This is a genomic window from Synechococcus sp. W55.1 (assembly GCF_047461655.1).
GTDB lineage: Bacteria > Cyanobacteriota > Cyanobacteriia > Thermostichales > Thermostichaceae > Thermostichus.
Window position 1 is genome coordinate 40,710 of sequence record NZ_JANSHN010000015.1, and the last position, 21,816, is coordinate 62,525.

At 58.3% G+C, this 21,816-nt stretch carries 27 protein-coding genes; 12 read left to right on the forward strand and 15 right to left on the reverse strand.

Features of this window, described 5'->3' with window-relative positions; genetic code table 11:
• The first annotated feature begins 364 nt into the window (after positions 1-364).
• A complete protein-coding gene (locus NW816_RS08985) occupies positions 365-1,234 on the forward strand; it encodes a hypothetical protein (protein WP_414358116.1) in 870 nt (289 codons plus the stop codon).
• 35 nt (positions 1,235-1,269) lie between these two features.
• On the opposite strand, the gene NW816_RS08990 is transcribed toward NW816_RS08985, so the two are convergent.
• From NW816_RS08990 to NW816_RS09015, 6 genes are all read right to left on the reverse strand, one after another.
• Positions 1,270-2,529, reverse strand: coding sequence for a class I SAM-dependent methyltransferase (locus tag NW816_RS08990; RefSeq protein ID WP_414408923.1), 1,260 nt, complete (start codon positions 2,527-2,529; stop codon positions 1,270-1,272).
• Between the two features lie 7 nt (positions 2,530-2,536).
• Entirely contained in the window at positions 2,537-2,710 is a 174-nt protein-coding gene (locus tag NW816_RS08995; RefSeq protein ID WP_414344869.1) for a hypothetical protein, read from the reverse strand.
• Positions 2,711-2,757: 47 nt separating this feature from the next.
• A complete protein-coding gene (locus NW816_RS09000) occupies positions 2,758-3,309 on the reverse strand; it encodes an NAD(P)H-quinone oxidoreductase subunit J (RefSeq protein WP_414408924.1) in 552 nt (183 codons plus the stop codon).
• Between the two features lies 1 nt (position 3,310).
• On the reverse strand, positions 3,311-4,051 hold the full coding sequence (locus NW816_RS09005) for an NADH dehydrogenase subunit K (protein WP_414408925.1): 741 nt from the start codon (positions 4,049-4,051) through the stop codon (positions 3,311-3,313).
• Entirely contained in the window at positions 4,042-4,404 is a 363-nt protein-coding gene (ndhC, locus tag NW816_RS09010) for a photosynthetic/respiratory NAD(P)H-quinone oxidoreductase subunit C (RefSeq protein ID WP_414331498.1), read from the reverse strand. Before ndhC ends, NW816_RS09005 begins: the two co-directional genes overlap by 10 nt.
• A gap of 106 nt (positions 4,405-4,510) precedes the next feature.
• Positions 4,511-4,753, reverse strand: coding sequence for a hypothetical protein (locus tag NW816_RS09015; protein WP_414374113.1), 243 nt, complete (start codon positions 4,751-4,753; stop codon positions 4,511-4,513).
• Positions 4,754-5,119: 366 nt separating this feature from the next.
• On the opposite strand from NW816_RS09015, the gene NW816_RS09020 reads away from it, so the two are divergent.
• From NW816_RS09020 to NW816_RS09030, 3 genes are all read left to right on the forward strand, one after another.
• Entirely contained in the window at positions 5,120-5,779 is a 660-nt protein-coding gene (locus tag NW816_RS09020; RefSeq protein WP_414408926.1) for a LexA family transcriptional regulator, read from the forward strand.
• Between the two features lie 151 nt (positions 5,780-5,930).
• Positions 5,931-6,758, forward strand: a complete 828-nt coding sequence (locus tag NW816_RS09025; RefSeq protein ID WP_414408927.1) for an OmpA family protein — start codon at positions 5,931-5,933, stop codon at positions 6,756-6,758.
• A gap of 198 nt (positions 6,759-6,956) precedes the next feature.
• The gene (locus NW816_RS09030) at positions 6,957-7,361 is read left to right on the forward strand and encodes an ATP-binding protein (RefSeq protein ID WP_414408928.1); all 405 of its coding nucleotides are present in this window, start codon (positions 6,957-6,959) and stop codon (positions 7,359-7,361) included.
• Here the strand turns inward: NW816_RS09030 and NW816_RS09035 are convergent.
• Entirely contained in the window at positions 7,358-8,488 is a 1,131-nt protein-coding gene (locus NW816_RS09035) for a geranylgeranyl reductase family protein (RefSeq protein ID WP_414408929.1), read from the reverse strand. The two genes, NW816_RS09030 and NW816_RS09035, sit on opposite strands and share 4 nt — an antisense overlap.
• Positions 8,489-8,617: 129 nt before the next feature.
• Here NW816_RS09035 and NW816_RS09040 point away from each other — a divergent pair, with 129 nt between their 5' ends.
• The 3 genes from NW816_RS09040 (at position 8,618) to NW816_RS09050 (ending at position 9,821) form a co-directional block, all read left to right on the forward strand.
• Positions 8,618-8,938, forward strand: coding sequence for a hypothetical protein (locus NW816_RS09040; protein ID WP_414408930.1), 321 nt, complete (start codon positions 8,618-8,620; stop codon positions 8,936-8,938).
• A gap of 130 nt (positions 8,939-9,068) precedes the next feature.
• On the forward strand, positions 9,069-9,356 hold the full coding sequence (locus NW816_RS09045; RefSeq protein WP_414384205.1) for a hypothetical protein: 288 nt from the start codon (positions 9,069-9,071) through the stop codon (positions 9,354-9,356).
• 153 nt (positions 9,357-9,509) lie between these two features.
• Complete coding sequence (locus tag NW816_RS09050; protein WP_414399467.1) at positions 9,510-9,821, forward strand: hypothetical protein; 312 nt, start codon at positions 9,510-9,512, stop codon at positions 9,819-9,821.
• 3 nt (positions 9,822-9,824) lie between these two features.
• Here NW816_RS09050 and NW816_RS09055 read toward each other — a convergent pair whose 3' ends face one another.
• Positions 9,825-11,216, reverse strand: a complete 1,392-nt coding sequence (locus NW816_RS09055) for a serine/threonine protein kinase (protein WP_414408931.1) — start codon at positions 11,214-11,216, stop codon at positions 9,825-9,827.
• Between the two features lie 134 nt (positions 11,217-11,350).
• Between NW816_RS09055 and NW816_RS09060 the strand changes: the two genes are divergently transcribed.
• Together NW816_RS09060 and NW816_RS09065 are read left to right on the forward strand one after the other, a co-directional pair.
• A complete protein-coding gene (locus tag NW816_RS09060) occupies positions 11,351-12,922 on the forward strand; it encodes a photosystem II high light acclimation radical SAM protein (RefSeq protein ID WP_414408932.1) in 1,572 nt (523 codons plus the stop codon).
• Positions 12,923-13,051: 129 nt separating this feature from the next.
• The gene (locus NW816_RS09065) at positions 13,052-13,879 is read left to right on the forward strand and encodes a DnaJ domain-containing protein (RefSeq protein ID WP_414408933.1); all 828 of its coding nucleotides are present in this window, start codon (positions 13,052-13,054) and stop codon (positions 13,877-13,879) included.
• On the opposite strand, the gene NW816_RS09070 is transcribed toward NW816_RS09065, so the two are convergent.
• The 4 genes from NW816_RS09070 to NW816_RS09085 form a co-directional block, all read right to left on the reverse strand.
• Entirely contained in the window at positions 13,876-14,571 is a 696-nt protein-coding gene (locus tag NW816_RS09070; RefSeq protein ID WP_414408934.1) for a chorismate pyruvate-lyase family protein, read from the reverse strand. The genes NW816_RS09065 and NW816_RS09070 overlap by 4 nt on opposite strands.
• A gap of 132 nt (positions 14,572-14,703) precedes the next feature.
• A complete protein-coding gene (locus NW816_RS09075; RefSeq protein ID WP_414330730.1) occupies positions 14,704-15,207 on the reverse strand; it encodes an AbrB family transcriptional regulator in 504 nt (167 codons plus the stop codon).
• The gene (locus NW816_RS09080; RefSeq protein WP_414330729.1) at positions 15,204-15,653 is read right to left on the reverse strand and encodes a Fur family transcriptional regulator; all 450 of its coding nucleotides are present in this window, start codon (positions 15,651-15,653) and stop codon (positions 15,204-15,206) included. The genes NW816_RS09075 and NW816_RS09080 overlap by 4 nt, the downstream gene beginning before the upstream one ends.
• Positions 15,654-15,682: 29 nt before the next feature.
• Positions 15,683-16,006 (reverse strand): DUF1825 family protein, encoded by a 324-nt coding sequence (locus NW816_RS09085; RefSeq protein WP_011434128.1) that lies wholly within the window; start codon positions 16,004-16,006, stop codon positions 15,683-15,685.
• 150 nt (positions 16,007-16,156) lie between these two features.
• Between NW816_RS09085 and cobT the strand changes: the two genes are divergently transcribed.
• Positions 16,157-17,284, forward strand: coding sequence for a nicotinate mononucleotide-dependent phosphoribosyltransferase CobT (gene cobT / locus NW816_RS09090; RefSeq protein ID WP_041436788.1), 1,128 nt, complete (start codon positions 16,157-16,159; stop codon positions 17,282-17,284).
• Here the strand turns inward: cobT and clpS are convergent.
• From clpS to NW816_RS09105, 3 genes are all read right to left on the reverse strand, one after another.
• On the reverse strand, positions 17,233-17,538 hold the full coding sequence (gene clpS / locus NW816_RS09095; protein WP_011434126.1) for an ATP-dependent Clp protease adapter ClpS: 306 nt from the start codon (positions 17,536-17,538) through the stop codon (positions 17,233-17,235). The two genes, cobT and clpS, sit on opposite strands and share 52 nt — an antisense overlap.
• Before the next feature lie 177 nt (positions 17,539-17,715).
• The gene (locus NW816_RS09100; protein WP_414408935.1) at positions 17,716-19,557 is read right to left on the reverse strand and encodes a hypothetical protein; all 1,842 of its coding nucleotides are present in this window, start codon (positions 19,555-19,557) and stop codon (positions 17,716-17,718) included.
• Positions 19,558-19,697: 140 nt separating this feature from the next.
• Entirely contained in the window at positions 19,698-20,093 is a 396-nt protein-coding gene (locus tag NW816_RS09105; RefSeq protein WP_011434124.1) for a hypothetical protein, read from the reverse strand.
• Positions 20,094-20,205: 112 nt separating this feature from the next.
• Here NW816_RS09105 and NW816_RS09110 point away from each other — a divergent pair, with 112 nt between their 5' ends.
• Together NW816_RS09110 and NW816_RS09115 are read left to right on the forward strand one after the other, a co-directional pair.
• The gene (locus NW816_RS09110) at positions 20,206-20,874 is read left to right on the forward strand and encodes a RibD family protein (protein ID WP_414389994.1); all 669 of its coding nucleotides are present in this window, start codon (positions 20,206-20,208) and stop codon (positions 20,872-20,874) included.
• 619 nt (positions 20,875-21,493) lie between these two features.
• Positions 21,494-21,694 carry a DUF2811 domain-containing protein gene (locus NW816_RS09115; RefSeq protein ID WP_041436785.1) on the forward strand — a complete coding sequence of 67 codons (201 nt, stop codon included), beginning with the start codon at positions 21,494-21,496 and terminating at the stop codon, positions 21,692-21,694.
• Positions 21,695-21,816 lie beyond the last annotated feature (122 nt).

The following is a 21,816-nucleotide window of genomic DNA, read 5'->3' on the forward strand; positions in this document are numbered from 1 at the left end:
GCCCTGGGATCCACTGCGGCAGCGGGACGGGGTCCTATCGAGCATGTCAAAGCAGATGTCCTTGGGCGTCGCTGCCAAGAAAGCCGGTCAGGATGAGCCTGAGGCTAGCATACCCTGAAGTGACTCTTGCAGGTTTAGAGTGGCGATTGACTTGTAGTTGTGGCCATACTGGAGGGATGGCGTAAAGAACTGTAACCTCAGCAGTACACCAGAGTCATCTTGAAGTGCAGTGATGAAGTGCAGTGAAATAGTGCAGTAAAATTGTCTCTAAGGCGTTCTTTGTTCTTTGTGTTGGTTCTAGCTCCCCTTTCTCCTTAAAAAAAGAGGAGTTGTGAGTGAGAGAAAACCTACCCAAACATTACCTATGGTCAAAACAATCTTCAAGACAATCTCCTCTTCCACCCTGGGGTCGATGATGTTGCCTTTCTCCTGCCGCCAGCTTTGGATAACTGCCTTTCCCGCGTTGGCTGGAGTTACGGTGGCTATTGGCGGCCTTGGGGCGGGAGGATCCCTGTGGCAGGCAGGAGCAGCAGGTTTGGCCACGGGGATGACGGGCTATGTGGCTTCTGCTCTATCTGGGAGCGAGGCCAAAGCCAAAATCCAGCTTCTAGAGCACCTCAAAAATCAGCAGAAGCAAAACGAAATCACTCCTTCAGACCTACAGCAATTGCAAAACGAGTTGGCCAGTCTGCGTGCTGCCCTTGAAGATTGGGCAAAAGTCCAGCAGAATGGAAAAGCTGCTGCCAAAACTCATGAGAATGCTCATTCGCAAGCTCAAACTGCTCAGCTCCATTTTGAGGAGATAGAGACCCAGATCCAATCTCAAAAAGAACGGCTTTCTCAGTTACGCGCAGAAGAGCAAAGTCTGAAAGCCTCGATTGGAGATTTACAAGCCAAGAAACAGAAACTCATTCAGTCCCTTAAGGAGGGCATAGCCAAGGTAGAACAACTCCAATCAAAACAGAATCTCCTGAAGCAGGATATTGCCCGCTTAACCCAGGCTTGTCGGTCAACAGGCTCTAGTAACTCCATTAAACGGTCACCTATGCCCGCGAAAGGATCTTCAGACGTATCTCTTGGCTCGGCCCGCATGACCAAAACTGCCGCCGGCGTCGCATGGGCCGACAAATATGACGAAGTCTTTGCAACCCTCGAGGAGCGAATCGACAACCTGGAAGATAGCGCCAGAGCAATGGCAGAACTGGCATCGATGGAAGGCAACGGTAGCCGGTAGGGGCAGACATCCCATCCCAATAGCACCGAAACGGTTCACAGCTCTGGCTCGCCAAAGCCCCGCAGAGGGTGAGCGTGTTCTGAGGGGATCAAGCCCTTGGCCTGCACCAATACCCCAAAGCCCCCCAACCCCATGGGATCCAGCAGCGCGTGAAGAGCATGTCGCCGCCGCAAAACCTGGCCCACATCCACAGCTTCGCCATCAACCGGGTTCCCCATTTGGCTAAGGGCGGCCAGCCGCTCGGTCAATCCCAGGTTGACCAAAAAGCTGCTTTGCCGGGTGAACCCCAGACATTTTAGCCCCAGAGATTCTCCCACCTGCTCTAGGGTGGTAAAGTCCACATGAGCGGTGAGATCCTGGGATCCCACCCGAACATAGGGATCCGTGTAGCTGCCGTGCTGTCGATAGGCCAGGAGCGTACCTTGGGCGCGGTGGGGGCTGTAGTAGCGCTGGGCGGTGTGGCCATAATCGATGGTGAGCACGTAGCCTCGCCGCAGCTTACGGGCCAGGAGCTGCAGCCACTCCAAGGCTTTTAGGTTCACCTCGGTTTGGTAGCCCGACGGATAGGTTTCTACAGGGATCCCCAGACGGGCGAAGTACTCTCTTAGCTCAGGGGTGGACAGATCCCCCAGCACTTCCCGGAAGTCGGCTTCTGCAGCCTCGCTGCAATCGACATAGATTTCCCGCAAAGCCCCATCCTGTACCTGCACCCGATGCACCGGAAAAGCATCCACCAGCTCATTGGAGAAAAAGCAGCCTGTAACTGAGTTATCCGGGATCCCGTCCCAATCCAACCAGCGCACCTTCTCCCCAAAAGGGGCCAACCGCTCCTGCTGGAGCTGCCGCAGATGGGCAGAACGCTCCAGGATCCCATATTCCAGTGCCTGCCAAAAAGGGGGGTTAGCAGAGCGCACGTAGGTCAGCCAATCCTGGGCCAAGCGACCGCTGCCTGCCCCCATCTCGATGACCGTGAAGGCAGAGGGGGATCCCAAAATGTGCCAGAACTGAAGGATCTGCTCTGCCAACAGTTGGGCAAAGTCCGCCGCCAGGTGGGGAGAGGTGAGGTAGTCGGGGCCAATCGGGGATCCCTGCTCGTAATAGCCCAACCCTGGCTCGTAGAGAGCCCACTCCATAAACTGGGCAAAGGTCACCGGTCCCTGAGCGCGAATGCGGCTGACAATCAACTCCCGCAACTTCTGCGTGGCCTGAGGTGTCGATAGAGAAAGACTCGGGTCGCGTAGGTGTTGCTCAGGAGCGATCACAGGTGAGGATTCCAGGGATCCAGACTTACTCAACTCAAACTTACTTGTTCAGGGGACGACGCCAATTTTGGCGAAACTGACGGTTCGAGACCAACAACACAGGCCAGAGGGCCGATACCACCCACTTCCCGGAGCCCGAATAGATGCGATCCGCCTTGCGGGCCGAGTACCAAACTCCTCCTGCGTAGATTGCCAAGAGCAAAAAAGGCCACATCTCAACCCATCCTGTTCAACGCTGCTCACCAGGTCAGGGATCCCCAATCAGTAGGCATCCTGCAGCTCATAGAAGTCAGGCGTGATGTAGTCCTTGCGCAGGGGCCAACCTATCCAGTCTTCCGGCATTAAAATCCGCTTCAGGTTCGGGTGTCCCTCGAAAACAATGCCGTACATGTCGTAGGTTTCCCGTTCCTGCCAATCCGCCGACTTCCAAATCCAGTATACGGAAGGCAGCCGTGGATCGTGGCGAGGCAACTTTACCTGGAGCCGCACCTCCCGAGGGCGATCCGCCCCGTCTGACAGCTGGATCAGGTGGTAAAGGCTGACCAGTGGCTGCCCTGCCCCCAGGTCATACCCGCACTGGCACTCCAGGTAGTTAAAGCCGTAGGCATAGAGGGCGGTACACAGGGGCAGAAGAAAGTCCCGCTCCACCTCCAACAGCTCTACCCCCGCTGCGTCTCTCCCCAAATACTGGTGCTCGAAGCCGTTGTCGGCCAGAAACTGGGAAACCGGGCCCCGCTCCAACGTCACCAAGGGTTCCGACTGCTCGCCTACCGCTGGCGGCGCTTGCTTTTCTCGGGCATTTTCCTCTGCCATCTCACATCCCTCCTCGCAAGGCTTTGAGCTGCTGTTCCGCCTGCTTAAAGTCGGCAGTTTGCAAAGCCGGGGGCACCGGCAGGCCGATGGCAGCAGCCAGTTCCGGCGGAGGAGCTTGGCGGGTCTCGCTCTCCAGATACTTGCCGGTGATGATCTCCGGCACAGGCTTAAGGTTATGCTTGACCGTGTAGTAGCGGTGGGTTTGTTGCAGACGGCCCCGCTCCCGCATGTCTTCTGCAGCGATCTTCTTGCGCAGCTTGACAATGGCATCCATGATCGCCTCTGGACGAGGGGGGCAGCCAGGAATGTACACATCCACCGGGATCAGCTTGTCCACCCCCCGCACTGCCGTGTAGGAATCGGAGCTGAACATGCCACCGCTGATGGTGCAAGCCCCCATGGCAATCACGTACTTCGGCTCAGCCATTTGCTGGTAGAGCTTGACCAACGCCGGAGCCATCTTCATGGTGACCGTGCCCGCCGTGATGATCAAATCAGCGGTGCGTGGCGAAGAACGAGGCAACAGGCCAAACCGGTCGAAGTCAAAGCGGGATCCCAGCATGGCAGCAAACTCGATGAAGCAGCAGGCGGTGCCGTAGAGCAGCGGCCAGAGGCTGGACATCTTAGCCCAGTTGTACAGGTCGTTCACCGTCGTCAGAACGACGTTGTTGGAGAGGTCGGTAGTCACCTGGGGGGCAGCCCCCGGAAACAAGACTTGCGATTTCTCAGACGTCATGACCATTCCAATGCTCCTTTTCTCCAGGCGTACACAAGACCCACCACAAGGATGGCGATGAAAATCAGGGCCTCCACAAAGGCCAACAGCCCCAAGCGGTGGAACGCCACTGCCCAGGGATAGAGGAACACAGTCTCTACATCGAAAATGACGAAGACCAGCGCGAACATGTAGTAGCGAATGTTGAACTGGATCCAGGCTTGCCCAAACGGCTCCATGCCCGACTCGTAAGTGCTGCGCCGCAGGGATCCCCGCCGCTTTGGCGCCAAGAGTGCAGAAGCCCCCAGAGCCAAAACCGGCAGCAGAGAGCAGAGGATCAGGAAAACCAGCAAATACTCGTAGCCGGACAGAACAAACACGACGCCAGACCGCCTCAGTTGCTCAACATTTAGATACGTTTCCAGTATAGAGCCAGTCTGTGGCTCCCCTGCGCCACCGGATCTTCAGTTCTGGTGATGATCACGATTATTGGGAGCGGCGTTTCTCCAGCCAACCCCATACTCCGCTCACCACCGCCCCGGCTATCAGGATCCCCAAAGCTGGCTGAAACAAAGGCAGCCAGAGCCGCATCCAAAGCTTGTACCCCAGTGGGATCCCGACAAAAGCTCCCGTTACGGAAAAGACAAACCAGACAAACCCGGCGAACACCAGAAAGACAACAGCAATCAGGAAGTTATCCAGCCAGCGCTTAAAGTCAGAGGAAGTCATGGGGATTGAGGTAGAGCAGCTTGAAGGAGACCTAGAGGCAATATGAGAACCGAACTTTTTGGCTACCCAATGCCAATCATCTCAGCAGCACTTGGGAAGATCCCACGTGCGCCTTTTGTGAGGGTGAGCCATGCCGACTCGGTTCTTGCCCGCTGTGAGCACAACTCAAAACCACGGTAGCGCCAGTAGGATTCCACGGCCAGCCTACCAGCAACATTAAGCGCGAGTCCCATTCTGCCGTTTGAGCCGCTCAGCTTGGAGATGACTCCCAAGTTGGCTGGCTGCCGTTGGCCCTTCACCAGTTGTTGACTTGTCAAGATATAGTGGTGAAAAATCTGCCTATACACAACCTGTAGCGTTAAGCCGATGTCCATCTCCTCTGGTTCTTCTTTTGCAGACCGCTTACGACAGGTGATCGGCGATGAAGCCGTTTATGCGTTTGGGCGACGGGCCGGAATTAGCGATACTGCCTTGCGCAGCTACCTGAAGGGATCCGTGCCCGGCATTGATAAGGCCGTGAAAATTGCCCAAGTGGGCCAGGTCAACCTCAATTGGCTGATTACAGGGGAGGGATCCCCGCAGTTGCATCCCGACTCGAAAGCAGAGTATGTGTATGTGCCTTTTGTCGATGTGGCCGCCTCTGCCGGAGCGGGGGCGTTGGTGCGGGAAGAATCGATCGAATCGGTGATTGCTTTTGAGCGAAACTGGCTGCGGACGCACTTGAAGGGAAACCCTGCCGATCTAAGTCTGATTCGGGTGCAGGGGGATAGCATGTCTCCCACGTTGGAGGATGGCGACTGGATCTTTGTGGAACGGCAAGAGGGCGGGGATCTAAGCTGTGAAGGCATTTACGTCTTTCAGATGGATGGGGATCTGTTGGTCAAACGACTGCAGCGCCTGCCCGGATCCCAGGTGAAGGTGATCAGCGACAACCCCCGCTTTCCCCCCTTTGTGGCGGATTTGGCGGATCCCATCAACGGCTTAACCCTCATAGGACGTTATCGAGGTCGCATCAGTTTTGATTAGCCTCTGGCAGCAGATGGCGGAAAGTGGCAGCTTGACCGACCGAGAATCCCCTTGGCGAGATTGGGTCGCCGGTTAGGATTGGTTTTAAGGGTTGAGTTGAGAGGAGTTCCCGCTCCTTACCTGCGCCCACCCAGCCGAAGGTTTGCCAGCGATGCCTCGTTCCTCCCAACGCTCAACAGTTGCTCTCCATTTCCTGAGTGGGATCCTCTTGGTCAGCAGCGGGATCTGGGTTGGGATGGTGCTTCCCCAGCAGGCTCAGCCTCAGCCCCAGCCGGAGACCAACATCTCTCCCACTCAACCCGTTTCTCCCACACCACCGATCCTGCCCACCTTGGCTCCACCCCAGACCAATCTTCCGGTGGCAAGCCCAACAGCCAATGCAGATCCAAATGCAGATCCAGAGGAAAATCACGAGAGCCCCACGGATCTGGAAGGGGAGATCCGGGAAATCCGCCAGCAGGTGATCCAGCTCTTGATCAGAATTGAGGAATTGGAGTCGCGGCTGCAACGGCTGCGTTCTCAAACAGGCCCTGAGCCTATCAGGGAATCTTCCACTGCTGCCGAGATCGTCCCAGGAGAAGAAAGCACCCCAGCCCCGACCAAAACGCCGACCTCTTTTCAGGTGGGAACCCAAACCATCAGCCTGCCGGGCGATTTGCTGTTCGATTTTGACAAAGCCGAGATTCGACCTGAAGCAGCGGCGCTGTTGGCCCAGGTGGCAAAATCCTTGGAGGCCATGCCCGGCGCTCGCGTTCAAGTCAACGGCCACACCGATAACATCGGGCCCTTAAACTACAACTTGGCTCTTTCCCTGCGCCGCGCCAATGCGGTTAAGGACTATTTGATAAAACTGTTGCCGGAAGGCCATCCCATCAGTTGGACAACCTCTGGCTTTGGCCCCACCTTGCCGGTGGCCGATAACGACACAGAAGCCGGACGGCAGCGGAACCGCCGCGTGGATTTGGTCATCGCTCCCTAGCTACCCCCCCAAATGGGGGATGACACGTCCCAGCAGGGCTCTGGTCTAGAATCTGGTAGGGTCAATCCGGCCAGGATTGATGGGTGCAGGTTAAATCCTTATCGTTGGGGTTCGGTTTTGAACGCAGCAGGGATCCCTTCGGGCGAGAGGCAGACATTTGCGCTGAGGGTTGACACAACCCTGGATGCTCTCGGGGAGGTGTTGACGTGGTTTGAAGCCTTTCGCAATGCCGGCATCCCGGATCCCATTTGGGCGGAATGTCAGTTGGCCTTGGCAGAGGGGTTTACCAACGCCGTTCGCCACGCCCACCGCGCTCTGCCGGAAAGTACGCCCATCGACATTGAGCTGCTGCTGATGCCGCAGGGGTTGGAGTTGCGCATCTGGGATCGGGGTCAGGAGTTTGATCTGGAGGGATTTGCCCGGAACGTGTCGGATCCCACATCGCCCAACGCCAATCTTGAATCCGAGGGGGGACGGGGTATTTTGCTGATGAAAGCTCTCTCTACCCACTTGAGCTACACCCGCCAGGCCGATGGTCGCAACTGCCTGGTGATCGGCAAGCGCTTCGACGATCCTGTTCGAGTCTGTCGGTGCCGGGCCTAGGCGAGCAAGCCGCCGCTTAACTTGCGAATGGCCGAGCTGGCTACATCGCTGTAGCGCAGTTCACCGGCCAGGATCTGGCCCATGCGCCGAGTGGCTCCCGGTTGCTTAACGCCCACCCTATAGCCCACGCCCGGAAAGCGATAGAACAACGCCGCAATCCGCTTGGCCCAACGCATCTCGGAGCCCCATTCCTGCTGGACGCGGGCGGAGTAGTTCTCCAGAGCTTCTGTATCCCCACCCAGGGCTTGATCGATGGCCTGGGCCGCCAACATGCCGGTGAGAAGGGAAGGGCGGATCCCTTCGGCGGTAAACGGATCGATAACGCAGGCGGCATCTCCCACCAAGAGGGCATTTTGGGTGTGAAGCGGTTGATCTTCGTCCCAGAGGCAGATGGGATGGCCAAACGGCTTGACCGACTTCAAGTCTACGCCAAAGCTTTGGGCATATTGGGCGGCAATTTCCCGCAGGTTTTGTTTTTCTCCACCCCGAAAGGTGCCGGCTCCAATCGAGTAGCCATCAGCCTTGGGGAAGTTCCAAATGTAGCCATTGCTCACGGCACCGAAGTCAAAATGGGCGGCTGCAGTTTGCGGCTGCAGGAGAGGCACTTCTGCTTCCAAGGCGGCAGCCAAGCGACGGCGGCGTTCCTGAAAGCCCAGCCACTTGGCCATTGAGCCTTTTGCCCCATCGGCCCCGATCACGTACCGACCCCAGACCGGGCCGGCGGTTGTCATCACTTGCCAGCGGTCGCTTTGCCACTCGAGGCCAGAGACAGGGCATTCTGCCTGGAGCGCAGCCCCTTGCTTTTGCGCCTGCTGAATCAAGTAGTGGTCGAAAATATCCCGCCGCACCATCCAAACGGGCTCTTTTAAATCCAAATCGACCACCACCGGATCGCCACCACGCCAGGTGTAGCGGATTTGCCGGATCTTGAGGGAAATGGCGGGGCCAAAGTCGAAGTCAAACCAAGCCGCCACCATAGGAGAAACTCCCCCCCCACAGGGTTTGTAGCGGGGCAAGGGATCCTTTTCCAGAACCAGCACTGAGCGTCCCCGCTTGGCCAGATGGTAGGCAGCAGATCCGCCGGCGGGGCCAGCCCCGACGATGACACAGTCGTAAAGTTGCGGCATGGTTTTCGATCTGCAAGCCCCCTTGACCGGGGTTCTGGTTACCAGAAGAACTGCCCAAAAGAATTATATTGGGTCTACGAATGACGGTTACAAGGGATCCCTTCACAGCAGCCGGCTAGACAGAAGACGATGCGAATTCGATGGCAGCGGCTTGCCAGCCAGCCCTCAACTTGCTACTGTGCCGCCTGCGGAAAGCGTTTTGCGGGCGGGAAGCGAGTTCGTCACCTATTCAACGATAAGGGGTTGGATCTCGGCCCCCTTTGCCCAGCGTGCTTTGCCCTTCCCCCAGAGCAGTTGCGAGAACAAATCCGCCGCTACGCCTATTTGATTCGCCTAAATCGTCTGCGGCATCCCGGCATCCAAGACCACGCCCATCATCTGGAGCAAGCGGCCCAGGAGCGCTCCATTCGGTATCCGGGCCTGTGGGGCTGGCTGCGGCAGTGGTGGTAGCGTTAGCAGGAGCATTGGGCATTCTGGAAAAGATGCAGGAAAATCAGGGGAGGTTGCCTTCGGGATCCCAGATCCATCTCGATTTTCCAGACCCATTGGCTTGTTTGCTCTCGTTGGTTGAGGAACCCCCATGCACGACCTGGACAGTTTGCCAGAACCGGTAGCCGATGCCCTGATCAAAAGCCTGCTTACGGATGTGGAACGGCTGATCAACCAGCACGGCCTCTCAGAGGTTCTGGTGGGGTTGGCCATGTATTGCAACGTGCAGTTTAAGGCCAAGTTCAACAAGCCCAACCGCACGGAGAAGGATGAGGAGCTGGGGTTTTATTTCCGCGACGCCGCCAAAGCTCTGGAGGTGGCTGCCAGCCTTACCTATCGCACCATCGACCGCTCCCAACCTGCCCGGCCCAGCACCTAGCCGCCGGGATCCCTTTTTAGCTCTCACCCCCAACCTCTCTCAGGAAGAAAAAAGGGAGCCGGCGATCCATTGAGGATCTTAAGGATCTTGGGGTGGCAAGGGATCCCCGTGGGTTTTTATGCTGGTGGGCAACAAGTCGCATCGAGGCTGAGCGTGAGAATTGTTTGGGAACGCAGCATTTACGCGGGCAATGGCCGAGTGCCCTGCATTATCTGCGGGGGATGGGCCAACCCCATCCAGAAAAAAGGGCACCAAGTGTTGCTGGCGGTGGTCTACAACGACCGCGGGCAAATCTACGGGGAAGTCTGCCGCAGTTGTCTCAGTTTGGGGGCCAAAGGCATCAAGGAGTGCCTGCAAGAGCGGATTGCCCGCCTGCGCAAACAACTGGAAGACTTGGAAGAGCTGGAGCAGGGAGAGGTGCAACTGCCCACACTGGAGCAGGAGTTGAGTGCCTATTTGGATTGACAACTACACCTTCTGCCGTTCAACCGGGATCTTCAGCCAACGGCTCAGCTCCGCGGCCAGCCACTCCAACTCTGGCTCTTGCAGATCCTTTAGCTCGTACTTGCGGATGCCTGCCCAGATGTTCAACTGTGGGCTTACCTCCACCCGATTCCCATCGGAATCCCGTCGGATACGGCGTGGGATCAGCTCTAGCCGGTCAATATCCCATCGCCGACTGGGGGGAACATTGCGAAACCTCAGGCCAAACACCTCGTGAGCCAGGCGAATGTATTTTGTGTCGATCCGTAGGTGGACTTTGCCGAATAGACCGTAGAGGATCCCGCCCGCCATCCCCAACCCCACCCTCCAGAAGGGCAGGGTGAACAGGCCAACCACCAGATTGACCGGAAAAGGCGCAGGCACAACCGATATGATCGTGAAAAAGGTGATGACGGAGTTCCAAGCGATGGCGAAAGGCAGCAACGCCAAAACACCGGTTTGCCGGGCCGGGATCACCACCTGAAAGGTCTGTTCGGACTTGTGCAGTTGAATCCGGCTGCCTGCTGGCTGTCGAGTAGGGACTGCTGCTGCGTCTGAGGGAATCAAGGCGGGACGACGATCCAAATGCTCCAGCGCCTCCAGGGCCTGCCGGGCGGAAGCAGGACGATCCGCCACCACAGGTTCCGTCATCCACCGCAGCCAGTCGCGAAAGGGCGGGCTCAGTTGCACCGCTTGCTCGAACGCAATCCGGGATCCCTCCTGGGGCAGATCCGCCGGGTGTTGGCCGGTGAGCAGGTGAATCAGGGTGGCACCCAGGCTGTAGAGGTCGGAAGCGGGCACGGTTCTGCCGCCAAATTGCTCTAGGGGCATGTAGCCGTAGCTCCCCACCACGGTGTAGGATCCCTGCTCCCGGGGGGCAGCCGCCTGAACCGAACCAAAGTCCACCAGATACACCTGCTGGTCGGATCCCAAGAGAATGTTGCTGGGCTTGAGATCCCGGTGAATGACGGGGGGATGGAGTTCGTGCAGGTAGACGAGAATGCGCAGCAACTTTTGCGCCAGATCCCGCACCTCCGGCTCGGCAAAGCGCCGCCCTTGCTCCATCCACTCTTGCAAAGAGGGGGCGTCGATGTAGGTTTGCACCAGGGCCAGGCCCCGTCCTCCCTCAAAGCTAACCTCGAAGTGGTCGCGGTATTGGGGAATGGCCGGATGGGAGAGGGTCTGCAGGATCTGGGCTTCCCGCTCGAACAGCTTCAGGTCGGCCCAATCGAAGTCTGGCCCGAAGAGCAGCAGCTTGATCACAACCTGCTCCGAGGTGAGCAAATCCTGGGCCAGATAGGTGTGTCTGCCGCTGCGCTTGCTCAATCGCCGCTCTGGTCGATAGCGCTGGTGCCAAATTGGGCCCTCTGGAGCCATACCCCCTCCTCAGGTCTGCCCCTGCTGGTTGCTTCAGCTTTAGCTTATCCTTGTCCCTTTCGGATCCCTGCCGCCGCGCCTCTCAAAAAGCGATTAGAGTGAGTGAAGAGATGTAAAGTAAGCTCTCAGGTTATATGGCCTCGAACCTGAAGATTCAAAAAATCCTCTATGTGCGGCTGCCCTGCAACCCCATTTTTCCCATTGGGGTGGTTTATTTGGCCGATCATGTCCACAAGCTGTTCCCCCAAGTTGAGCAGCGCATCTTCGATATGGGCACCTTTCCGCCCTTGGATTTTCGCCGCCGCATGCTGGAGCAAATTGATCAGTTTCAGCCGGATTTGCTGGTTTTCTCTTGGCGGGATATTCAAGTCTATGCGCCGGTGAACGGGCGGGCCGGCAATCTACTGCAACACTCTTTTGAGTTTTTCTACGCCCGCAACCCCCTGAAAAAATTGCGGGGATCCCTGAATAGCCTCAGGCTGGTGCTGGCCTACTATGGCGAGATTTGGCGCAACACCCGGCTGGTCTGGCAGGGGCTCCGCAGGGCCAGGCGCTACAAACCTCACGCTGAAGCGGTGCTGGGAGGTGGGGCAGTCAGCGTCTTCTATGAACAATTGGGCCGCTATCTGCCCAAAGGCACCATCATCTCGGTAGGGGAGGGGGAAACCCTGCTGGAAAAAGTCATCCAAGGGCAAAGCCTTGCTGCAGAGCGTTGCTATCGGGCCAAGCTGGAACAGCCTCGCCCAGGTTTGATCCACGAGCCGCCCCAACCTCTGCAAAAAACCGCCTGTGATTACACCTACATCACCGCCATTTGGCCGGAAATTGACTACTACCTAGAAGGGGGCGATTTTTACATTGGGGTACAAACCAAACGCGGCTGCCCCCACAACTGCTGCTACTGCATCTACACCGTCATCGAAGGCAAGCAGGTGCGCCTCAACCCTGTGGATGAGGTGATCCGAGAAATGATGCAGTTGTACGAGCGAGGAGTGCGAAACTTTTGGTTTACCGATGCCCAGTTTATCCCTGCCCGCCGCTACATTGAGGATGCGGTGGAATTGCTGCAGAAAATCCTTGATGCCGGCATGACCGATATTCGTTGGGCTGCCTATATTCGGGCCGACAACCTCACCCCAAAGCTGGCCGAGCTCATGGTGAAAACCGGCATGAGCTACTTCGAGATCGGCATCACCAGCGGATCCCAGGAGCTGGTGCGCAAAATGCGCATGGGCTATAACCTGCGCACGGTACTGGAGAGTTGCCGCTACCTCAAACAGGCAGGATTTGACGACCTGGTTTCGGTCAATTACTCCTTTAATGTTATCGACGAGCGACCGGAAACCATTCGGCAAACAGTACGGTACCATCGCGAGCTGGAAGCCATCTTTGGTCGCGACAAAGTTGAGCCGGCCATCTTCTTCATCGGCCTGCAACCCCACACTCATCTAGAAGATTTTGCTCGCAAAATCGGTGTTATCGACGACCGCTTTAACCCCATGCACATGACTCCTTGGACGGCGCGCAAACTGCTCTGGAACCCAGAACCCCTGGGATCCTTTTTTGGGGAAGTGTGTCTGGAAGCCTGGGATCGCAACCCCCATGATTTTGGCCGCGAGGTGATGGATATTCTGGAGCGTCGTCTTGGCCTGGCAGAGTTGGAAGAAGCCCTGAGCGCGCCTCTAACAGGGGTTTACGTGTCTTAGCTCTTGGGCCAGCAGCCTCGCTGAACCGGGCAGGATATGCTGGTCCGAAAGGAGGGATCCCTGTTGGGGTAAGGTGGCTGGCCTTCGAAGGCAGCCGGTTCTCCCTCTGTTCTGCAACCAACTGCTCCCATGCCTACTCTGCCTGCTTCCCCCACCTACTACCAACAGTTGGGGCTTTCTCCCCAAGCCAGCCTGGAGGAGATCAAAGCCGCCTACCGCCGGCGGGTACGCGAACTGCACCCGGATCGGTTGCCTGCCAATATCCCTGAAGAGTTGCGGCAGTTGGCCCAGCGGGAGTTTCTCCAGCTACAACACGCCTACCGAGTTCTCAGCGATAGCCAGCAGCGCCGAGCTTATGATCTCAGCCTCACGGCCAAACCCTTGCCTCCTCATGCGCCGGTGCAGGTGGTGCCTGAGCCGACTGCGACCTCTGTCGGTTGGCCTGCCCTCTTGAGTGCCGGCCTGACGGGGGCTGCTCTGTGTTTGGCGGGCTTGGCCCTTTGGAATGCCCTCAACCCAGCCCAAGACCTGGATCCAGCCGACAAGGTGGTTCTCCAGTCTCCTGCCAATCCGGATCCCCTTCCCTCGCCTATGCCAGGCTCCAGATGGGATGGGGATCTGCCTGCAGACTCTCCAGAAACGATGACCTCGGCCCCGGCTACCCCTTCTGAAGCCACCTTTCAACCTTCTCCTGAGCAGATCGACCGCTTTGCCCGCATCCTCCTGGCGGTGCAGCCCCTACTGGAGACCACCCAAAATCGCCTCCAACAGGCCAACAGCAGCGAGGAACGTCGGCGAATCGAACAACAGTTTGAGACTGCTGCCGCCGAGATCATCACCGCCCATCAACTGACCCCAGACGACTATCAGCGCATCTCCGCCAGCGCCCAATCAGATCCGCAGGTGGCCGCCGCCATCACCGCAGCCGTGCGCCGTTGGAGGTCTCCGTCGCGCTAGCGGGACAGAGCCCTCGCACCCAGCCGTGGAGAAAACACCTCGTAGATGACCGTCAAAGGCTTGCCCCTGTGCCACAAGAGATAATGCCTGGCCCAAAAGGGGCCGGAACACCGTAGCAGCCGGGCCACCGGCTCAGCCTCGCCGTAGTAAAGGCCGCGCAGCTCGCGAAAGGTCTCCAGTTTTTCTTGGATCAGATTTTGGCCGATGGGCTGATCGGGATGGGGCAAGTATTGGGCCAAATGTTCAGAGTTCCACCAAGAGGTGGCATAGAGCAAGGGCTGTTGAGAGGTTGCCCCGCACAGCCAAACCCGCCGCCGCATCAAAGGGGATCCCAGCCGTGCTAAATCCTTGGCCAGCCGTTGCATAGGCTTGGGGGCAGTGCCCTGCTCTGCCTGCAAGTCAACTCGGCCCGTGTCGAGCAGGTGAGCCTGGATCGGCTCTTGGATTAAGGTGGCAAGATTACGGGTGGTAAAGCCATCCCCCAAAAGCAGCAAGCGCAACAGGGGATCCACCTGTACCAGCTCAGGTTGCACCGGATCTGCCTCCCCCTGCCAGTGCAGTTGTAGAGGCCACCAATCACCCTGGCCGGAGGAGACATTCCCCAAAGAGCCATCTGCAGAACAGAGAGTAGCGCTCCAAGGGGATCCGGCAGCGGCGGCATGGCAGGTGAGTGGAGAGGGGGAAAGTTCCAAGGCGGCGGTTCAGTTGTTAAGTTCTGTATCGCCCCTAGTCTAACCCACCCACCGTCTCTGCTCCGAGGACTTTCGTGACATACTCCGGCACTCATGCTGATGCACAGAGGGCGGGGCTTCCCGGCGGTCTAGCTAACTCGTGCCCGGCTGAACGAGCAGTCGCACCACCCAGGGGACGACCACGACGACACTGATCAGGCGTGCCAAGTGCATGACCACCACTGTGCTGGTTTGGGCTCCCATGTCCAGGGCTATCAGGCTCATGTCGGAAATGCCTCCTGGAGCTGTGCCCAAGATGGCAGTCAAGCGCTCGATCCCCAGCCAACGGGAGATCAGGTACCCCGACAAGACCCCCGTGCCCACCGCAATCACTGTACAGAGCAGGGCTGGTCGCCACAGATCTTTCAGGGCCAGAAGCGTATCGGCAGTGAGCTTAGTACCCAAAAGAATGCCCAACACCACCTGCATGGCAAAACGGATCCCGGCTGGGGGAGCGGGAATTGGGATCGCCCCCCAGACATTCACCAAACCCACCGCCACCATGGAGCCCACCAGTGCTCCCGCCGGAAGCCTCAGCTTGACCCCGATCAGGGCGCCGGCCAGCCCGATCAACACCGTCCAGAGATAGCTCATCATTTGGGCTTGGCTTTGAGAAGAGAGGAACGCTGTGAATCCGGGCTTGGCCCAACTCCTCCACGGCACTGTGCACAGACGCCGTAGAAGTCAAGCACATGGTACTCGATCGCAAATTGGTATCGGCTGGAAAGCTGTGCCTCCAAATCTTCCACCGGACAATCGGGCAAAGGCACCACCCGCCGACATTCGGTGCAGATCAGGTGGTGGCGGTTGTGGCCATTGCTGGGCAGAACCTGGTAGTAGGTCTGCTGGTCTCCCAAGTTGACCGCTTGCAGCTTGCCCTCATTGCGCAGAGCATCCAAAACTCGATAAACCGTGGCCAGACCGACGGTGTGGTTGGCATTGCGCAACTCCAGAAAGATCTCTTGCGCCGAAAGGGGCTGCGACTGCTGCTCTAGCACCTCCAGAATCAATTTCTGGTTGCGGGTCTGGCGGGAAGAAGACATGATCCCTTCGTGTAGGTCGTTCTTGGGGGTCAACGCTCAGCGTCTGCCTCAGCTTTCATGCGCTCTAGGGTCTGGTGCATCTGGTCAAACATTTGGGTCAGGGAGAGCCCAAACCCCCCAAGCTGAGTTTGCAGTTGTTTGATGGTCATTTGAGCCATAAAGTCGTCGGAGAGTTCCAGCCGCTTCATGAAAATGCGCTGGCGCTCCAGCAACTCCTCCATCTGTTCGATGAAGATTTTTTTGCCTTCCCGGTCGAATTGGCCGTACCGTTGACCAAGCTGCATCAGGTTTTGGAAATCCTGAAACAGTTGCTTGGCTTCCTCTTGGACGATCTCAGAGTCGAAGAAGCTCATGGCCTTCCGTTTGCCCTGAATAAACTGCATTGGGTATACCCATCCTATCCGAATCCGATTGCCTCAGCAGGAGGCAACCCCTCCTGCGAGTACGGGATCCCGCCCTTCTGGCTCAGGATAGACTCTGGCTTGTTTGCCTCGGTGTCCGGTATGCTTCCGTTTCCTTGCGTTAAGGCTTACACTCAGCCGGCTGTGGCCCGGCGGTGGTGCGAACGGGTGCAGGGATCCCGACCTCTGTTTCTGGCCTGCTTGGGGTTTACCGAAACGGCTCTTGTTCCGGGCATTTCGGCTGCCGGCGCTACCCCCTCCTTGCGTCGCTACACAGCTCTTGCCGATGGGGAAGTGTTGCTGGCGGGCCATTCTCACCGCTTGCCCACCTCTCCGGATGGCTATCCTTCCCCAGTGGTGATCAGCTGCGCCATCCTGAGGGAGTTGGGGATCCCGTGCCGAGTGTTCGATTGTGGCTTGCCGGAACCTTTGCCGGGGGCAGAAATGGTGAGCTCTGGGGGAGTGGCCCGCTGCTTGAGCACAGGACAGGCTCTGTCTTTGGAGCAGGTGGGATCCCTTTGGCAAGAAGGGTACGACCGCGGATCCCGGCTGGAGCAAGGCTACTGTGTGATTGGGGAGTGTGTGGCAGGGGGCACCACCACGGCGCTGGCGGTGTTGTTGGGACTGGGGTGGGCAGCAGAGGGCATGGTAAACAGCAGCCACCCGGTCTGCAACCACGCCCAAAAGCTGGCCTTGGCCCGGCAGGGATTGGCCCGTCTGCCAAGGGGAGCTTCTGCTGCTGAGGTGGTGGCGGCAGTGGGGGATCCCATGCAGCCCTTTGTGGCCGGGTTGGCGATGGGCGCAGCGCAACGGGGAGCGGTGCTGCTGGCAGGGGGAACCCAAATGTTGGCGGTGCTGGCCTTGATGCAGCGCTGGGGGGAAGAGCAGGGGATCCCTTGGCCCCCAGAGAACGTGGTTGTGGGAACCACCCGCTGGGTGGCAGAGGATCCCTCGGGCAATACGGTGGCCTTGGCAGAGTTGTTGGGGGTTGCTCCCCTTTTGGCCACCCAACTGAGCTTTGCCAATAGCCGCTATCTGCCTCTACAGGCTTACGAGCGGGGCTATGTCAAGGAAGGGGTGGGGGCGGGTGGGCTGGCCATTGCCAGCAGCCTTTACGCCGGTTGGGGCCAAGCGGAGCTGTTGGCAGCAGTTGAGCGCAGCTACGAACGCCTGGTGCTTCAGGCCGGCTCCAAGGGGGCCATGGTCAACCCCTCCCGCAGCAATTGCTGATGGTAGAGCTCCGCCTGTTCTTGAGGGCCGACCCAAACAACTGCTTGCCCTTCGGCATCCACCTGCACGGTCAGTTGCCGCGCTAGGGGCAAAGTCATGCCGGGGATGTATTTCAGCAGACATTCCGTAACGTGCTGAAAGGTATTGAAATCGTCATCCAAGACGATCACCTTGAAGTGGGGGTAGGGCTGGCGAACCTGGGTTCTCGAGGGCGAGAACTGCTGAGCAGGTCGAGTTGGAGCTTCCGTAGTCATAGCAGAAGAGATCGACACAACTACCGAGTAACTTGGGTCTCTCAGGGGTGAGAAACCGGTCGCTTCTGATGATCTATCTCTATCTAGTTTCTAGTCTAATTGGCATCTTGTTGGCAGCTTGTGTCTGTATTCGGATCCCTTGTCGGTCGTTGGCGTCAGCGATAGAGCATGGTTCCTCTAAAGCTCTTCCCGCAGCGGGCGGCGGGGCTTTTGCCCGCCGAAGTGGCGCTCGAAATACAGGGCAGTGGCCCGGCGTAGAATCCCGGCTTGGGCAAGGGCCTGACACAGGGATCCCCCTGGCGGCAGGTGCTTCTGGATCTGTTCGATTTGGGTGGCACTGACCAATCCAGAAGCCTTGAGGTAGTCGGCCACGTGGCGTCCCCCTGCCAGTTGAACAGAGTAGCCCCCTTCGCTGAAAAATTTGACGGTCTCCGGCTTGAGGCCGCTGTGGTGGGCCAGCACATCCGTGAAGGTGCCCCCTTCCTTTTCCCAAGCGTGAATGACGGTTTCGATGCCGGCATTGTCGATTAGGCCAGCCGCCCGCAATTGGGTCAATACCCGCTGTACCCAGGGGGTAGCCCGCTGTAGAGCTTCCAAGTCCTCTTCCCCCAAATATTGCTGCGGGGGCAATTCGCTTTCTGGGGCACTCAGCTCGGCTGCCCAGTCGGCTACGGTCAGGGTCTTGAGATCCTCTGCCTCTGGCCGGGCTTTCTCCGAAGCTGGGGTCGGTGCAGCTGCAGGTGGGGAAGTTCGTCGGGCTTCGGCTACCGCTGCAGCTAGGGCACGGTTTTCCACTTGAGCCGCTTGCAGTTGGGCCTGGAGCTGGCTCACTTGGGCTTGGGCTTGCTGCAAGCGATCTTGAGTTTCTCGCAGTTGGGCTTGGGTTTCTTGGAGCTGCACCTGCAAGCGGTGGGTGGCCTCGGCAGCTTCTTGGCGAACGTGGGCCAGGTCGGCAGTTAAGCGCTGTTTCGTGGACTGGGCCAGTTGGAGTTGATGTTGGTGCTCCTGCAGCGATTGGTTCAGGGCGGCCACTTGGGCTTCCATTTGCTGCAGAGCATGACGCAGGTGGGCCTGCTCTTGGAGCTGCTGTGCCTGAGCCTGCTGTATCTTCTGCTGCTCCTGCAGTTGGGATCCCAGCTCTTGCAGCTGGTGTTTGGCCTGAGATTGCCATTCTGTCAACTCGTGGCAGCGGCGCCGCAGGGTCTCCAGCTCTGCTTGGGCGGCTTGCAATTGCGCGGATCCCTGAGCTTGCTGAGCTTGGAGTTGCTCCTCCAGTTCCCGAATGCGCTGCTGGGCAGCCTTTTGTTGTTCAGTGCCCTGCTGGATTTGGGCTTCCAATTGGGCAATGCGCTGCTGCTGCTCCTGCTGGCGGGCTTGATAGTCGGCGACCTGCCGCAGCGACTGTTCGACCAGGAGCTGTTGCTGCTGCCGCTGTTGCTCCAGTTGCGCTTCTAAGGTGGCAATTTGCTCTTGGTAGCGCTCCAGTTGGGCTTTGTACTGCTGGGTGGCTTTGTAAGTCTCTTGAGCTACCTGTAGAGGTGAGACATAAAGAGGGGGCTGATCGGGAATGGTGGACCACTGCTCCACCATCACCTCCCAACTGTTGGCAGCTCCTTTCTGGCGCCGCAGCCGCTGCTGCTTGTCCAAGGCCCATTCCAACCAGTGGGGTTGTACCCAGCCCTGCTGCACCAAGATCTCCCCCAGCTTGCGCTCCGGGTGCTGCCGCTGCTGAATCAGGGCCTGATGGATGTGCTCCAGCTCCAGATACCCATGCAGCACCAAGATCTCGCCGATGCGCACCAATTCGACCGGAATCAACGGATAGAGATCTTGGGGGGCAACCCAGCCGTGCTGCATACACAGCTCCCCCAACATCAAGGGGTTGTCGGCCTTTTCCCACATGGCCTGAGCCAGTTGGGCGGGGGTGAGCAGTCCTGCTCGGTTGAGGGCTTCTCCCAAGCGGATCTCAAACTTTTCCTGCTCGATGGCGGTTGGGGTGGGGCTGGTCGGCGGATTCATTGGGCCTCTCGGACGGGAAGAGTAAGCTCTGCTACAACTATCGTAGTGGAAAATCCTTAGAGAAGTAGCATGCTGCAACCGAAACGCATTTTGTCAAGCCGAGGATCCACGGATTTTGCCGGAAGGTCGCTTTTTAAGTCCTAAGAGGGGCGCTGTTCTTGGCTTTGGGCAAACTGTTGCAGCCGCCGCAGCATCAGCAATTGTCCCAAGCCCAAGGGCAGGAGAGAGACGGCCTCTACCCGCAACTGCACCCAGCCGTTCCCCCACAGCCAGTCACAGTAGCCATCGGCTCCTCCCCACATCAGCAGGCGCAGCCGTTCCGGCAGCAGGGTTTCCACCTGGTGCATGATCGAGAGGGGGCCCCATTGGGCCGCAAAGGTGCTGCCCAGCTCCAGCCTTTCGGGAAGGGATCCCTGCAGTTGCTGGGGCCAGATCCACTGCTGCAGCAACCCCACTTCTGTCAGACAGCGCTGCATCGTCGATGCACTGGCCTCGACTTCAACCCGGATGGTGGAGGATTGAAATGTCCCTAGCATATCCATTCCGCGTGGGCGCTCTGGTGACCGGTGCCACGGTTCCCCCGGCGATGCCTGACTCTATTCTGGTCAATTTGTAGGGTTTGCCCACCCTTTCTCAGCAATCTTGTCTTTGAATCGTCCCCATTTGGTAGCTATCTTTGCCCAGAGCTTGGATGGAAAGATCGCAGCCCATCGAGCGCAGAGGCCCTCCTTCAGCAGCCCTGAGGACTATCGGCACTTGGAAACCCAAGCTGCCCAGCAACAGGCTTTGATCATGGGGGCCGCCACTCTGCGGGCCTACGGCACCAGTCTGCGTATTCGGGATCCCGAGTTGATCCAACGCAGAACCGCTCAGGGCCTCTCTCCCCAGCCCCTGACGATCATCTGTTCCGACAGCGGGGATATTCCTGAGGATTTGCCGTTTTTTCGCCAGCCCCTCACCCGTTGGCTGTGGACAACTCCCAAGGGATCCCAAATTTGGCAGAACCGAACCGGCTTTGAGGACATCTGGGTGGCTGCCGATTGGGATCTGCCGGCACGGCTGGCCCGCCTGCGCAGCTTGGGCATTGAACGGGTGGGGTTGTTGGGCGGGGGGCGGCTTTTGGGGGCATTTCTCCAGGCAGGGGCCTTGGATGAGCTGTGGGTTACCCTCGCTCCGGTGCTGCTGAGTGGATATGCCGATGCGCCTGCCAGCATTGAGGGTTGGCAAGTGCAGGGATCCCCGCCCCAGTTGGAGCTGCTGGAATGCCGCCGTGGCTCCAAGGAGCTGTTTTTGCGCTACCGAGTCGAGTGGCCCTGAGAAATGCTCTATACAAACACAAAAATTTTTGGACAAATTCAGATTTCCCAGAAATCCACAGGTTTTCCCCAGGCTTTCCACAGGCGGGCGGGCCGTTTTCCACAGGGCTTTTTCCTCGGGGGGCGGCATCGGGGGTTTCTGTGGAAAAGTTGAGGTCGGTAAGGTTCAGGCGACTACACCCTGAGAAACGTAACGGGATCGCGCCATTTTTTCCCATCCCATCAAGGCCAATGGCAGGCTTTTGTCCTGTTGGATCCCTGGCTTGGGATTGACATCCCCCATAGGGCAGAGGGCAGAATAGCCCCACCTGAGGGCGAGTGGTGTGGAGATTTTCCCGAGCGCTCTCCTTAGAAAGAAAAGACTTCATCTGTTCTACGGCCCACGACAGGCTTAGGAACAGTTGTGAATGCCCTCCCTCCCATCCGCCGGGATAGGGGCAAGCTATGAACCTATATCGCTTGCTTTTCTTCTTGCGGGCCTGCTGAGGCCCCTAGCCTACCTAGGTTGGGTTTTGGTGTTGCGGGCTCGCTCTGTTCGGGCTGCCCAAGTTCTGGCTGTGGCCGCAGGTTTTGCGGGATGCCGTTTTCTCCCCTCTTGACCCCGAGTGAGTGGTTGGACTATGAGTTCTCACAGCGTTAGCATTTTGAGTGAAATTCCCGAGGAGCTGCATGACACCCTCCAAAACTACCTCTCCCGCCATCCCGACTGGGATCAGGATCGGGTGGTGACGGCAGCGCTCTCGTTATTCCTGCTCCAAAGCGGGGAGAGCGACCGGCGGGCGGCACGCATCTACTTGGACAGCCTGTTTCGCCGCAACTGAGCCCCAAGGATGGCCCGTGAAAACCGGGGCAGTGGGAACCTTTTGTTAGCCTGGGTAGGGATCCTGTCCCACTGCTGTCATTTGGACACTGGGGGGAGGGGGCTAAGAAGTGAAAGGGATCT

Coding starts and splice junctions, on each gene's coding strand:
- NW816_RS09015 (WP_414374113.1), bottom strand. CDS start 4,753: ATGACTTCCTCTGACTTTAAGCGCTGGCTGGATAACTTCCTGATTGCT.
- NW816_RS09105 (WP_011434124.1), bottom strand. CDS start 20,093: ATGCTAGGGACATTTCAATCCTCCACCATCCGGGTTGAAGTCGAGGCC.
- cobT (WP_041436788.1), top strand. CDS start 16,157: ATGCTTCCGTTTCCTTGCGTTAAGGCTTACACTCAGCCGGCTGTGGCC.
- NW816_RS08985 (WP_414358116.1), top strand. CDS start 365: ATGGTCAAAACAATCTTCAAGACAATCTCCTCTTCCACCCTGGGGTCG.
- NW816_RS09035 (WP_414408929.1), bottom strand. CDS start 8,488: ATGCCGCAACTTTACGACTGTGTCATCGTCGGGGCTGGCCCCGCCGGC.
- NW816_RS09005 (WP_414408925.1), bottom strand. CDS start 4,051: ATGGTCATGACGTCTGAGAAATCGCAAGTCTTGTTTCCGGGGGCTGCC.
- NW816_RS09025 (WP_414408927.1), top strand. CDS start 5,931: ATGCCTCGTTCCTCCCAACGCTCAACAGTTGCTCTCCATTTCCTGAGT.
- NW816_RS09085 (WP_011434128.1), bottom strand. CDS start 16,006: ATGAGCTTCTTCGACTCTGAGATCGTCCAAGAGGAAGCCAAGCAACTG.
- NW816_RS08995 (WP_414344869.1), bottom strand. CDS start 2,710: ATGTGGCCTTTTTTGCTCTTGGCAATCTACGCAGGAGGAGTTTGGTAC.
- NW816_RS09055 (WP_414408931.1), bottom strand. CDS start 11,216: ATGGCTCCAGAGGGCCCAATTTGGCACCAGCGCTATCGACCAGAGCGG.
- NW816_RS09040 (WP_414408930.1), top strand. CDS start 8,618: ATGCGAATTCGATGGCAGCGGCTTGCCAGCCAGCCCTCAACTTGCTAC.
- NW816_RS09000 (WP_414408924.1), bottom strand. CDS start 3,309: ATGGCAGAGGAAAATGCCCGAGAAAAGCAAGCGCCGCCAGCGGTAGGC.
- NW816_RS09020 (WP_414408926.1), top strand. CDS start 5,120: ATGTCCATCTCCTCTGGTTCTTCTTTTGCAGACCGCTTACGACAGGTG.
- NW816_RS09080 (WP_414330729.1), bottom strand. CDS start 15,653: ATGTCTTCTTCCCGCCAGACCCGCAACCAGAAATTGATTCTGGAGGTG.
- NW816_RS09045 (WP_414384205.1), top strand. CDS start 9,069: ATGCACGACCTGGACAGTTTGCCAGAACCGGTAGCCGATGCCCTGATC.
- NW816_RS09065 (WP_414408933.1), top strand. CDS start 13,052: ATGCCTACTCTGCCTGCTTCCCCCACCTACTACCAACAGTTGGGGCTT.
- NW816_RS09060 (WP_414408932.1), top strand. CDS start 11,351: ATGGCCTCGAACCTGAAGATTCAAAAAATCCTCTATGTGCGGCTGCCC.
- NW816_RS09115 (WP_041436785.1), top strand. CDS start 21,494: ATGAGTTCTCACAGCGTTAGCATTTTGAGTGAAATTCCCGAGGAGCTG.
- clpS (WP_011434126.1), bottom strand. CDS start 17,538: ATGACTACGGAAGCTCCAACTCGACCTGCTCAGCAGTTCTCGCCCTCG.
- NW816_RS09075 (WP_414330730.1), bottom strand. CDS start 15,207: ATGATGAGCTATCTCTGGACGGTGTTGATCGGGCTGGCCGGCGCCCTG.
- NW816_RS09100 (WP_414408935.1), bottom strand. CDS start 19,557: ATGAATCCGCCGACCAGCCCCACCCCAACCGCCATCGAGCAGGAAAAG.